Source organism: Chamaesiphon sp. OTE_8_metabat_110, assembly GCF_031382685.1.
Taxonomy (GTDB): domain Bacteria; phylum Cyanobacteriota; class Cyanobacteriia; order Cyanobacteriales; family Chamaesiphonaceae; genus Chamaesiphon.
This window is the reverse complement of the sequence record NZ_JANMZA010000131.1, coordinates 1-12780: the sequence shown is the minus strand read 5'-3', so window position 1 is coordinate 12780 and position 12780 is coordinate 1. Positions and strand designations below refer to the sequence as shown.

The 12780-nt window shown below is 45.4% G+C and carries 16 protein-coding genes; 9 read left to right on the top strand and 7 right to left on the bottom strand.

Going from position 1 to position 12780, the window contains the following annotated elements; all coding sequences use genetic code 11:
* The coding region (locus tag RMO52_RS04620) for an FGGY-family carbohydrate kinase (RefSeq protein WP_310411316.1) at nt 1–1012 on the top strand (1012 nt) is incomplete at its 5' end.
* Nucleotides 1013–1159: 147 nt separating this feature from the next.
* Nucleotides 1160–2410, top strand: coding sequence for a hypothetical protein (locus RMO52_RS04615; RefSeq protein ID WP_310411313.1), 1251 nt, complete (start codon nt 1160–1162; stop codon nt 2408–2410).
* A gap of 282 nt (nt 2411–2692) precedes the next feature.
* Here the strand turns inward: RMO52_RS04615 and RMO52_RS04610 are convergent, their stop codons facing one another.
* Both RMO52_RS04610 and RMO52_RS04605 read right to left on the bottom strand, forming a co-directional pair.
* Nucleotides 2693–2884: a hypothetical protein gene (locus RMO52_RS04610; protein ID WP_309741322.1), complete on the bottom strand. Its 192-nt coding sequence runs from the start codon at nt 2882–2884 to the stop codon at nt 2693–2695.
* Nucleotides 2874–3521, bottom strand: coding sequence for a sugar transferase (locus RMO52_RS04605; RefSeq protein ID WP_310411310.1), 648 nt, complete (start codon nt 3519–3521; stop codon nt 2874–2876). The genes RMO52_RS04610 and RMO52_RS04605 overlap by 11 nt, the downstream gene beginning before the upstream one ends.
* A gap of 233 nt (nt 3522–3754) precedes the next feature.
* Here RMO52_RS04605 and RMO52_RS04600 point away from each other — a divergent pair, with 233 nt between their 5' ends.
* Nucleotides 3755–4096, top strand: a complete 342-nt coding sequence (locus tag RMO52_RS04600) for a hypothetical protein (protein ID WP_309741658.1) — start codon at nt 3755–3757, stop codon at nt 4094–4096.
* 12 nt (nt 4097–4108) lie between these two features.
* Here RMO52_RS04600 and RMO52_RS04595 read toward each other — a convergent pair whose 3' ends face one another.
* The 5 genes from RMO52_RS04595 to rseP form a co-directional block, all read right to left on the bottom strand.
* Nucleotides 4109–4804 (bottom strand): class I SAM-dependent methyltransferase, encoded by a 696-nt coding sequence (locus RMO52_RS04595; protein WP_310411307.1) that lies wholly within the window; start codon nt 4802–4804, stop codon nt 4109–4111.
* Between the two features lie 56 nt (nt 4805–4860).
* On the bottom strand, nt 4861–5535 hold the full coding sequence (locus RMO52_RS04590; RefSeq protein WP_310411305.1) for a DUF2301 domain-containing membrane protein: 675 nt from the start codon (nt 5533–5535) through the stop codon (nt 4861–4863).
* Between the two features lie 140 nt (nt 5536–5675).
* Nucleotides 5676–6446 carry an RDD family protein gene (locus RMO52_RS04585; RefSeq protein WP_310411302.1) on the bottom strand — a complete coding sequence of 257 codons (771 nt, stop codon included), beginning with the start codon at nt 6444–6446 and terminating at the stop codon, nt 5676–5678.
* A gap of 77 nt (nt 6447–6523) precedes the next feature.
* A complete protein-coding gene (locus RMO52_RS04580) occupies nt 6524–7471 on the bottom strand; it encodes a hypothetical protein (RefSeq protein WP_310411299.1) in 948 nt (315 codons plus the stop codon).
* Nucleotides 7472–7764: 293 nt separating this feature from the next.
* Nucleotides 7765–8856 carry an RIP metalloprotease RseP gene (gene rseP, locus RMO52_RS04575; RefSeq protein ID WP_310411296.1) on the bottom strand — a complete coding sequence of 364 codons (1092 nt, stop codon included), beginning with the start codon at nt 8854–8856 and terminating at the stop codon, nt 7765–7767.
* A gap of 287 nt (nt 8857–9143) precedes the next feature.
* On the opposite strand from rseP, the gene rpsO reads away from it, so the two are divergent.
* From rpsO to RMO52_RS04545, 6 genes are all read left to right on the top strand, one after another.
* The gene (gene rpsO, locus RMO52_RS04570) at nt 9144–9422 is read left to right on the top strand and encodes a 30S ribosomal protein S15 (protein ID WP_310411293.1); all 279 of its coding nucleotides are present in this window, start codon (nt 9144–9146) and stop codon (nt 9420–9422) included.
* Between the two features lie 140 nt (nt 9423–9562).
* Complete coding sequence (locus RMO52_RS04565; protein WP_309742076.1) at nt 9563–10042, top strand: PAM68 family protein; 480 nt, start codon at nt 9563–9565, stop codon at nt 10040–10042.
* Between the two features lie 97 nt (nt 10043–10139).
* Nucleotides 10140–10937: an acyl-ACP--UDP-N-acetylglucosamine O-acyltransferase gene (gene lpxA, locus RMO52_RS04560; RefSeq protein ID WP_309742077.1), complete on the top strand. Its 798-nt coding sequence runs from the start codon at nt 10140–10142 to the stop codon at nt 10935–10937.
* 135 nt (nt 10938–11072) lie between these two features.
* Nucleotides 11073–11450, top strand: a complete 378-nt coding sequence (locus RMO52_RS04555; RefSeq protein ID WP_310411288.1) for a hypothetical protein — start codon at nt 11073–11075, stop codon at nt 11448–11450.
* Nucleotides 11451–11548: 98 nt separating this feature from the next.
* Nucleotides 11549–12088, top strand: coding sequence for a Dps family protein (locus RMO52_RS04550; RefSeq protein ID WP_309742079.1), 540 nt, complete (start codon nt 11549–11551; stop codon nt 12086–12088).
* Between the two features lie 192 nt (nt 12089–12280).
* Nucleotides 12281–12780: general stress protein (locus RMO52_RS04545; protein WP_310411285.1), on the top strand; the 500-nt coding region annotated here is incomplete at its 3' end.

The window sequence follows — 12780 nt, the reverse complement described above, 5'->3', positions numbered from 1 at the left end:
CACGCCAATTTTATATTACGACGATCGCGCTCAAACGGTATTATCGCAATTGAGATCGATCGTCCCGAGCGGACATCTGGCGCTCAGTGCGACTTCCAGCCTTGCAAAATTGTACTGGATGGCGAGTCAAGCTAATTTTCCCGACTTAAATTCTAGACAGGCGCATTATTTCCTCCACCAAGCTGACTGGCTAGCTGCTCAGCTTCACGGCAAACTGGGCATCAGCGACTATCACAATGCCCTCAAACTAGGCTACGATGTCGAATCCTTGACTTATCCCGATTGGCTCGAGACACACCCTTATCGCCCGTTATTGCCGCAGGTGTTGGCACCGGGTACGCCGATTGGGACGGTGTTACCAGCAGTCGCGCGGGAATTGGGTTTAACAACGGAGTGTGTGGTATGTGCGGGGACTACCGACAGTATTGCGGCGTTTATCGCTAGTGGCGTGACGACACCGGGAGTCGCTGTGACATCGTTAGGTTCGACATTAGTCATCAAATTGCTCTCACACACGCGGGTGGACGCGCCGAGCTATGGAATCTACAGTCATCGCTTGGGCGATTTGTGGCTGGTGGGTGGCGCGTCAAATACGGGTGGTGCAGTCTTGAGACATTTTTTTAGCGATACCGAATTGGCAAGCTTGAGTGCCGAAATCGATCCCGATCTTCCCAGCCAGCTCGATTATTATCCCTTATTAACTCCCGGCGATCGCTTCCCGATTAACGATCCTAATTTAGCACCGCGACTGACGCCGCAACCCGATTGTCCGGTAGAGTTCCTGCATGGTTTACTTACCGGGATTGCCAAAATCGAAGCGCGCGGCTACGAGCTATTAGCAGAACTAGGCGCGACACCGCTAACAGCTATCTACACCGCTGGCGGTGGTGCCAAAAATGCCACCTGGACAAAAATTCGGCAGCGATACCTTCCCGTCCCGATCTTCGGCTCCCAGCATCAAGAAGCCGCTTATGGCGCGGCGGTACTGACTCAAAATTTGACCCAGACATAATCGCTAACCAGCGTCCCAATTACCAGCCTGTCAGTCGCGCGGAAATTTGGCTAGAATTTGAGAACGGAGTCTGAATAAACAACAGCTCCAACTGCTCGGGATGGCATCGATTCACGATCGCACAGGCGGATATATTTAGGAAAGTGTATGATGAATGCCAATCCTCAACTCATGACAGCGGTAGAACAACTCGGCTATCGAGTAACTTGTGCGGATGTTGTTACCCATACTGGCATTCACCTCGAAGCAGCACGTTCGGGATTGCTAGCTTTGGCGAATCAAACCGGGGGACATCTCCAAGTCACCGATACGGGGGAGATCGTTTATGTTTTAGCTCCCGACTTTCGGCAAGTTTTATTACGAAAATATGTCAAACTGCGATTTCAAGCTGGACTAGCACGCGTCTGGTCGATCGGATTTTACCTGATTAAGATCTCGTTTGGGGTATTATTAATTACTTCAATTAGTGTCGTCTATCTGACGATTTTAGCGATTACCCTCGCTGCACTATTTAGTAGCGATGGCGGTGACTGCGATGGTGGTAGTTGCGTGTTAGGGATTTTTAATTGGGGTGGTAGTAACTCGCATTCGTCGAGTAGCTCTGCACCCATGACAACTAAAAATACTAGCGATCTCGCCCCGATTAGATCTAAAACCCAGCGCAAACCACTCAATTTTTTAGAAGCAGTATTTTCAGTCCTGTTTGGCGATGGCAATCCAAATGCCGATCTCGAACAGCGGCGGTGGAGTTATATTGGCAATTTGATTCATCGTCAACATGGAGTTGCGATCGGCGAACAAATTGCGCCATACTTAGACGAGCTGGGACAAGGATACGTTCGAGAATATGAGAACTACATGTTACCCGTTCTCGCTAAGTTCAATGGGATTCCAGAAGTCAGTCCGACTGGGCAATTGGTATATCATTTTCCCGAGCTACAAACTACGCTTAAAGAGGCTCCTAGTAAATCTACCCGCGTACCACAATCATTAAGCGAACGTAAATGGAAATTTACTAAAGCGACGCCCACTCAAAAGAGTTGGGCGATCGCCTTATTTGCTGCTAACCTAGTCGGTATCGGAATCTTAGCTATTTTATTGCAGGGAATATCTAGCAGCCTTATTAGCGGTGCGATGATGGCAATTGCGCTCTATGGAGTCGGGTTAGTTGCCATCCCTTCCGTCCGGTATTTTTGGGTTAAACATCAAGATCGACAAGTTAAAAAACGCAATCATTTTCGACAGCAGCAAGTAAAAGTGCTGCGAAAAAGTGATATAGTTCGAGATAAGTTAGAATATGCCAAGCAGTTTGCCAAACAGCATAAAATTACCGATCGAGACATTATCTACACTACTGAAGAAGATGCCTTGTCGCAAGAGTTTAAAAGATTAGAATAAATTAGCACAATCCAAGATTATAGGGTAGATGTTGCCCACAAAACATTTACAATAGCAATAATCACTTAAACTGTTTTTATCGATTATTTTCGGTACGTTATTCGATCGGTAACTTTAGCAAAGTATTAAAATTGTAGGGTGGGCAATGCCCACAGACCATTTAGAGCCGAAGCAATAAGAGTTTAAACTGTTTAATTCGATTAGCTATGGTACGCTACGAGATCGAGCCATCTCTACACTAATCGAGCGATTTTAAACACTCTCAATATCCATATTACTATGTCAAAAATTGTCTGTGGGCAGTGCCCACCCTACTGGGACGACACTACTGTCTTCTAAAAATACTGCGATCGTATTTAATCCATTCAATCCATAGGGTAGTAGCGGAGTAGAATCGTAGAAGTTGTAGTGTCGTCCCACTACGGGATATTCTAATGTTTGTGTATTGATATAAGCTGTGAAATTACTTCTCATTCCCTAGAAATTCAGGCATCGCTACCACATTTTCACTCTGACTGATACCTTCTTGCTTGAACACCTTCTTGACTGTCAATAGCAAAATCTTCAAGTCCAACCATAGACTCCAATTATCCACATACCAGAGATCCAGGCGAAACTTTTCATCCCAGGTGAGGGCATTACGTCCGTTTACCTGCGCCCAACCAGTAATCCCTGGCAAAACATCATGACGGCGAGCTTGCTCGGTACTGTAGCGTTCTAGGTATCTTACCAGCAACGGACGCGGGCCGACAAAACTCATATCCCCGATGAGGACATTCCAGAGCTGGGGTAGTTCGTCTACACTAGCTTTCCGTAAAAATTGACCTAGTGGAATCAGCCGCTCTTCATCTGAAAGGAGATTACCCTCTTTGTCGCAGTCGCTAGTCATCGTGCGAAACTTAAAGACGGTGAAGATCTTACCATCTTTACCAGGGCGGGCTTGGGTAAAAACAATCGGGCTACCCATCCGCAGCCGCAAGACGATCGCCACAACTACTAAAATCGGTGAGAATAGCAGTAGTAGTAGTGCCGCCATTACTCGATCGCCGATTGTCTTCAGACCGCGACTAAAATAAGTAAGGAACTTACTTGTAAATCCTGTATCTTTCATTGTGTATCTTTACCCGTCGTTTGTGATGGTCGGAGCGATTAATCTAACTCTAACTCATACTTATTTTGCCCATCAGTGGTCTCTCCGTTACCAAACTCCCGGAATTATTTCTAGCTAGCGGCAATCTGTACGCATTATACTTTATACAATACTAGAGCTAGATCCGCCAACCACGCATCCTTTAAGCCGATCTTACTAGATGAGTATCCCTATCTTTAACAGCCAGATCGATCGTGAATAAAATTATCTCTGTATCCAGCAAACCAATTACTAATATATCGACGACATCGGCTCGCAGTCAGCTTGAAGCAGAGCGCGTGCAGGAGATGCTGATTTTGCTGACTAGTTTAATGGCGAGAGAAGAAGCAACGATTAAATTAATTATCGATTGTCTCTATGATATTGGCTATATTAACTTAATTAATAAAAAAGTTAGATTTCGACCGTTAAATTCACTTGCCAAGTTCATTGGACGAAAGTCGAAGCCAGTTGCTAAAATCTTTGCTTGGCGCTGGTTTATCAAAAATTGTCCGCAACTCATCGCTAGATGGTTGTATGTTAAAGTTCAATTTTAAGTGGATATAAATCTAGAAGCGAACCTGATACATCTGAAATAACTGCCCAGATTTTGTAGCGGTAACTTTACCACCAACCTCTTTTACTAATTCGGTAAATTGGGTAAGCGGTGATAGATAAACTTCTGCACCTAAATACGTTTCCAAAATTGCCCAATTTTCGGCTATTTCGGCATCAGGATCGATCGTATCAAAGACAAATACCCCATCTGGTTTTAAGACGCGTTTGACTTCTTGAAGCACCAGTTGCCAATATTCTGGCGGATAATAACAACTAAATCCAGTCGCGATCGCCCGATCGAATGTATCATTCTCATATTGTAATTGATGAGCGGCACCAGTTTGAACGCCTTTAAACAACTTAGAATTGAGCTGGGGGCCACGCGAATTTAGTGCGTTACGTGCTACTATACTAATCTCTTGACCGTAAAAATATGTCTCCCATTCTCGCCAGTTGTAGATCAAAAAACTAACACCACAACCGATATCGAGACAGCGATGATTTTTTTGAAATCCGGCTAGTTCCCAAAATGGTGAGGTAATTTTGGCGGTGAGATGATGACCGATCCATTCTCTAAAAATAGGCATTGCTTCGACTTCTGCGGGTAGCTCAAATGCCTCTTGTTTGAACTCTCGATCGAACCTTTGTTTGACTCGATCGATATCGTTCGACCAATCATGTTGTTGTGAAATAATATCGCTATACATCTAAGTAAATAATCGTTAATTATATTTATGTGAAAAGACTATTGTTGCGACCGAATCTAAACTTTCTTCTGATTCTCTAAGTATTCAAATACTGATTTGTCACCGATGTCCGGGGGGATTGCTTGGATCGCTTTACGAGTGGCAAATACTAAAAATAGTCCCGCCCAAACTGCTAATACAGTTACCTCGATAGTTTGTGGTAAAAGCTGAGTAAGATGTCCCAATAATAAAGTTGGCACTATAAAGACCAAAAGCTTAGTTTCAAACCGATTGAAACAAAAAGCTTCTTTAAAAAAGATGCCCGTCAAGGCAGCGAATGTAAAGCCAATGCCTAAAATTGTTAACGGTCGATCGTAGACAATCGTGCCGATCGATTGATGATAATATATACAAAATCCCAGCGCACTCATACAACCAATCGCCCAGAATACTTGTAAGGTGCGATGCAAAACTACCATGTAAATATGAATTGTAGCTAGGGCAATACCTAGTGCAACTGAGAAACTAATATACAACCAATTTATCAGCATTAAAAGATTTAAGTTTGAGCCTGCTATCGGCTCATTCAGTTGCCATAATATCGCGATCGCAGCTATCCCAAAACTGATGGCAGCTACCATCAAAGCACTCCGATAAATGATGACACCTTGACGATCTCGCTCGGTAATAGAAAAAGAGCCAAACTGTCCTTGATAGACTGTAATGTCGCTAGCTGATTCGATCGATTGCATATTTGCCCCCTTGATTGATGATTGACTTACTCACATCTTGTACTAGCATATAAAACTGATAATATCCAAATTTACTCCAAAATACTATCCACTATTCACTAAAATACCAATGACTCTGTTCTGCACAAGATCTAAATTCATTAACTTCTAAATTGCTGCTGATATGCCAGATAAACCGCTTCAATAATCAAATGAGCATCGCGAGAAGGAGGTCTATCTGCCATCTCAATCCGCTCTAATAATCGCTGTGCCAATCGATCGCTAACTTGAATTTTGGCATCCGGAGTTAGATTTGCATAACGCTGGAGGTACTTCCGAATGGTCGCGAATTCATCGGGAGTTAAGGCAGCAATTTGTCCTTTCTCGATCAGCCAGTTTGACATATCGACAGCCTCTGGCGATACGTCAATTTTTAGGTTGGTAACTGTCTGCCCTTCTTGGATTAAGATCGTCCCCGCAACCCAGTCACCCAATCGTTTTTCTTGTTTTGAAAACAGAATCAATAATAATCCGATAAACAAGATATCATCGATCGGTCTGAGGAGAGCGCGCAAGATCGATTGTTGGATGCCGACATTACGTCCATCATCCCTAATTACTCTAATTTTGACATATCTTTTGCCAAGAGTCTGTCCGCGCCAGAGCGTTTCAAATAAGATGAAGTAGCCGATATACACGGCAAATATAATTAAGATTTGGATCGCATTCAGCCACAGACGAGCGGATTCAGCTTGCAGCCAAGGAATCTGTGAATAGGCTAATCCCCAAACTACTAAGAGGATAAGTAGCGTAAAACTCCAAAGCAGATAGTCGATAGTTAACGCCTGGGTGCGATTGCCTACTCCCGCTAGAATAAATTCTAACTCAACACTTTCTGGCGTCTGAGATTTGACTCGATTTAAGAATTTCATATGTTTTCACGATCGCGCTGTTTAATGGGCGATCTCGACTACTATCGACACAAATAGCCGAGATCCTGACAAGATTACTAGACGATCAGGTCGCCACCCTCGCGGCGATTGCGAAGATCGAAATACACGATCGCCTTAATTATCTGCCAAAATGGCATCACAAATAGCTCGATCGCGATGTTCAGGATAAAGCTAATAAAAACTAAAAAACCTCCGGTAGCTATGACCGATTGTGTCGTCGATAAAGTCATTGCTTGACCGATGAAACTGGGAATGCTACTAATCATACTCAGCGGAATGGTAATCAAGAAAGCTACTGTAATAATTAGGATTATTTGGCGCACGGCAGTCGAACTTAATTGTCTGCTCCGACGTAAGCCAAAACTAGCTAAACTACTCGTACTAGTAGACTCGAGCGCGAGTGGTAATTCTGACACAAACCAGTAAGCATAAAAGCGCAGCACCAGTGCGATCGCTAGTACTCCCAGTCCAATGCCTAAGACCACGATAATTATGTAAGCAAACGTCCCGAGATTGCCTTGAGACAAAACACCGAAGATCCCGGCAATAATAAAGAGCGTGAGGGCGAAGGCAATATAGGCACCGAAAGTAATCAGAAACATGTACAAACCCAACAACAAGGACAGCCTTAAAAATGCCCAAGTCCGGGGAGTTAACTGTCTAGTGGCATCTGCTACTGTTTCCGGTGCATCGATCAGTTGTTGATAAGCTAGCCGACAAATCACGGCGCGATCGGTGGAGTATTTAGCTATTAAGTATAATGTGACACCAATCCCTCCTAAACCAACCGGAATAAATACCAGCCAAGACTTAGTTATCCCAAACAGTAGTGCGCCGATAACTCCGAATACGAGCGCGGCGACCCCCAGCGCAACTAACCAAGCAGTCGCTCTTAGAGACACCTGTAAATAACGTTTAAAGTTGGAACGATAGAGGATCGTGGCTGTGGTGACGACATTGCCGATACTCAGGGTGCCAACTGGATCGAAACTATTTTTTGCCATGCGTTTAGATTACATTATGCTGCGTGATATTAGTGTATGGTTTAAATCCCTATTTTCACCATCTTTGTTAGTTGTCTTTGCAATTGACAATCTCAGATTGCCAAACGCCCTAAGAGGCTGTTTGGAAAGTTTTATTTGTTACGATCGTAGACCTGAATCCCCCTTAAAAAGGGGGACTTTGAATCTCGATCCCCCTTTCTAAGGGGGCTGGGGGGATTAATTTAGACTTTTCAAACAGCCTCTAAGAGAGCGTTTTGCAAACACGTCAGCACCGATTCAATGTATCTAACCAGCTACTTAAAGAATTGCTGAACGCTGGAGAGATTTGCAGTATCGCGAATCACCAAAAACACCCCCAACCCCAGTAGTAAAAATAAGCCCGTCTGCATGACCGTTTCCTGGATCTTCATCGGCAAAGGTTTGCCCGCCAAGCCTTCAAACAACAAAAATGCCAATTGACCACCATCTAAGGCAGGTAGGGGCAAAATGTTCATCACCGCTAAGTTGATGCTGATTAGTGCGCCAAATTGGAGCAATCCAGCGATATTATTTGAAGCAATACTCGATCCGATTTCCACGATTTTGATCGGCCCCGCAATTTGTGTCGCTGTTTCGCCAAAATTGGTAACTAATTGGGACAACCCTTGAAAGGTCAGCACGACGACGCGCTCGAACTCGTTAGCTCCCTTGACTAGCGCATCGATCGGACTAATCGATCGATCGATAATAATATCCGCATTAGGAGCGAGTTTGACGCCGATTTGTCCCTTACCTTCAGCATTGGCATCGGGCGTAACTTGAAGATCGATCGTCTCTGCACCGCGTTGAATTTTGAAGGTGAGGGGTCGCTCTGGATGAGTCTGAATTTCAGCCATCAGCTTGACGATCGCAGGTTTGGCACTGCCTAGCTCCTCATTATCGACCGCCAGGACGATATCATTGGCCTGAATGCCCGCTTTACCCGCCGCCGTACTCAAATTGTCGGCAATCCCGGCGACAGTGACACCAGGATGATAATTAATTTGTTGAAAACCGATGACACTGACTTGGACGACAAGTAAGAAATAAGCAAAAATCAGATTGGCAATTACACCAGCACTAATCACGATCGCCCGATCGAGTAACGGTCGATTGCGGAGTAAGTTAGGATCGTTTGCGGGAATATCACTATCGGGATCGTCGTCGGGAAAACCGACGAAACCACCTAAAGGTAGTGCGCGAAGGGCGTATTCAGTCTGTTTGCCTTGATATTTTAATAATACTGGCCCAAAGCCAATCGAAAATTTATTGGCATATATACCCTGTAATCTGGCTGCTAAAAAGTGCCCCAGTTCGTGGACAAAAATTAATAATGCTAAAACGCCGATCGCCGCCAATGTTGACATATTTTCTCTTGTTTTGACCTACTATCCTCATTTTAGTCGGCGAGTGAGGAGTGTGGGGGGAGGGTAGGGGTGGGGGTAAGAGGTAAGGGGTGAAGGGTAAGGGGTAAAAGGTAAGGGGTAATGGGTAATGGGTAACACCTGCGTCATTTATCATTATCCAGCTACTATTCACCATCCACTATCCACTATCCACTATCCACTCTTCACTAATTTCCCATCTCTAGTCAAATCAAACAGTAAATGCTAAAATAGTAAGTTGCAAAATTTAATTATAGTTTTAAGTATTCATGACACTAACCCAAGAACGCAAGCAAGAAATCATGTCGCAGTATCAGTTGCACGCAACAGATACAGGCTCGTCAGATCTGCAAGTCGCTATGCTGACTGAGAGAATCAACCGTCTGAGCGATCACCTCAAAACCAACAAAAGCGATCATGCTTCCCGTCGAGGCTTATTGAAAATGATCGGACAACGCAAACGGTTACTGGCATTTATCCAAGTCGAAAGCGTTCAACGTTACCAAAGCCTAGCCGACAGCCTGGGTATCCGCCGCGTCAAAGACTAATAACTACTGACTAGTAGCTAGTTATTAGCCAGGTTTAATCGAGTCTGAGTAGTTAGGCTCGATCGATCCAGATCGCCCCAGCTTATCGGTTCGTACAGATACTCTTTTCACCATCGATCGCCCTAAATCGGAACATCCCTATGTCTGCTGAGAATCCTCGCCAATCCGTACCGTTTGAGCCGCGTAAGAGTGGCAAGCAGCGCAAACCTGCCGCTAAAAAAGGCACCCCGATCGTCAAGCCAGCGACGCCAGTACCAGCGATCGACGAGCAAGGTTCGGGGTATATTCCCGATATCGTTAGTGGGCGGATGATTCGGCGGGTATTGGTATTTTGCGGGATTCCAGTACTGATGGGGATGGGCGTATTTATCGGTAGTTATTTTATCCTGATCAATCACATTGCCAAAGTCCCGAATACGCTCGTCTTACTGACGAGTATGGGCTGTCTGGGATTGAGCGTCTTGGGGCTAACTTATGGTATCCTATCTGCTTGTTGGGACGAAGAAGAAGATAGCACGGGTACTCTCCTTGGTTGGCAAGAATTTAAAATCAACTTTGGCAGAATGGCAGATGCCTACCGTGCATCCAAACAGATGCAGCGGGAGGATTTCGATCGCTAATTTCGATCGTCTGTCAACGACTACTAGGCAGCCTAAGTAAAACAACCATTGCTGCCGTTCCAGATCTTCGCTCTCATCCCCCATCTCCTAAACGATCGTGCAAATTCATCCCACCTCAGCGATCGAACCTGGAGCCAAAATTGGTGAGAATGTGACGATCGGGCCATTTTGTTACATTCGACATGATGTAGAGATTGGGGATAATTGTACTTTAGATGCACATGTAACGCTGCTACCTTACACCTCGATCGGTCACAACTGTCATATCCATAGCAATGTCGTCTTAGGCGATTTACCCCAAGATTTAGCATTTAAAGACGAGCCGAGCTACGTCAAGATCGGGGAAAATTGTAGCCTCAGAGAAGGAGTTACCATTCATCGCGGTACCAAGGCGGGATCGGTGACGACAGTGGGTAATAACTGCCTCTTGATGGCAAACAGTCACCTCGCCCACAATGTCGTGCTGGGTAATGATGTAATCGTCGCCAATGGAGCGCTACTAGCGGGTTACGTTAGCGTTGGCGATCGCGCATTTATCAGCGGCAATTGTTTGGTACATCAATTTGTCAGTGTCGGTAGACTAGTGATGATGGCTGGTGGTTCGGCAGCTCAAAAAGATATTCCCCCATTTTGCATGACCCGCAGTACTACGCTCAACAAAGTTATGGGTTTAAATACAGTGGGGTTGCGGCGAGCTGGATTTACATCCGAGCAAAGATTGACACTCAAACGCGCGTTCAAGATTCTCTATCAATCTAATTTATTAATTCCAGAAGCTTTAACCAAACTAGAAGCTGAATTTGATTCGGAGTTAGTCCGAGAAATTTGCGATTTTATCAAACAATCTCAGCGGGGTATTGCTGGCTACGTCCGTCAGCGTCAGCGTGAGGAATAAATCGATTCTCTGTCGATCGATAGAGATTGGCGCGAGCCACTAATTGCCACAAATCTCTCTGTAGAGTGATTCGACGATCGGGTGCTTCAAAGTATTGTTATTAAATGAAGCACTAATTGATGAACACTAAAAGTTATGAAATTTCAGCTCGATCGTTTAGTTGCTACTGTCGGCGCTCGAATCGCCAAATTAATTAGTAGCGTATTGGTGCTGGCGGTTGTTTGGCAGAGTGTCTTCTTAGGCGTCAATATTGCCAACGCATCCCCAGTCATCGCTACCAGCGTCGATAGTATGTCGAAACAAGTATCTGGGACAGCAGATGAAATGCGCGGTTCTGCCAAAAAAGCGATCGGCAAAACACAGTCAGAGCTAGAAGACCAGAGGGGATCCGCAACAGCAGCTCTGAAAGAAAACACAGACAAAGCCAAGGATGCGATCGATACTGGTGCCGAGAAAGTTGAAAACGCTGCCGAGACAGTAGCCGATCGAGTAAAAGGATTCTTTGGTAAATAGTCCGCTTGCTGGCTGCTAAATTTACCTTATTAACCTTCAAGATTTCGCTACTAACCAAGATTTACTAACAATTTCGATAAATATTATTGGAGACAATCATGCGTAGCATTAACATTGGTTTGACTGACGAACAACGTTCTGGTGTCATCGACTTACTCAATCATGACTTAGCCGATTCATATCTACTAGTCGTCAAAACTAAAAAATTTCATTGGGACGTAGTTGGCCCCCAATTTATCTCGCTGCACGAACTCTGGGACAAGCAGTATGAAGCCGTCTCCGCTAACATCGACGCGATCGCCGAGCGGATTCGTTCGCTAGGTGGCTACCCGATCGGGACGATGAAAGGCTTCCTCGAATATGGCTCCCTCGCCGAGCATCCCGGCAACATCCCGATGGCAACAGGTATGGTCAGCGCCTTAGTCGAAGATCACGAACAAATCATCCGCAACCTCCGCGAACATCTCGATACTTGTAGCGAAGAATTCCACGATGAAGGTACTGCCGATTTCTTGACTGCCATCATGGAACAGCACGAGGAAATGGCGTGGATGCTCCGCTCGTTTATCGAGGGTGAAGCTCTTCAAGCTAACGGTGCGCGTCCCGATATGCAAATGAAGGCTCCCGTAACGGTCTAGCTGACGCTCGGGCGGACGGGTCGCCTGACTCGTTCGCACCAGCTTAGCGGCTATGTCGGCATTTAGACAAACTGCTAAATTATCTCTACGCTCGGTTCTTTTTAGCCGAGTGTGGCAGTTTGGCGAACTGAGTTCGAGCCGAATACTTGCGTCGATCTACTTTTTTACTAAAATAATCACCTATAAATTCTCATGGCAGAAACACAAACCCTTGCACCTGTAGTAGAACGCACGATTTCTGCGATTTTTGCCGAACAAAGTCAAATCGATGGTGTTGTTCGCCGCCTGATCGATCGCGGCATTCCCAAAGAGGATATCTCTGTACTCGGACGCAATTTCCAATCAGAGACGCGCATCACCGGATTTATCACCAAGCGCGACGTTATCCTCGGTGGACTGCGAAGCGGCGCAATTTTTGGTTCTTTATTCGGCTCTTTCTTGAGCTTGCTCACGGGTGTTGGCGTCTTGCTGATTCCGTTTGTCGGGCCAGTTGTCGCCGCAGGGCCGATTGGAGCCATCTTGCTCGGGGCGGCTAGCGGCGCGATCGCAGGTAGTGCGGGTGCCGGGTTAGTATCCGTCTTGACAGCGGTTGGTATGCCGGAAGAACAAGCTGCTCTATATCAAACGCGCCTCGAAGCAGGTGAATTTATGATGATGTTGGAAGTTCCTGCCGATCGAGTCGGTGAATACCA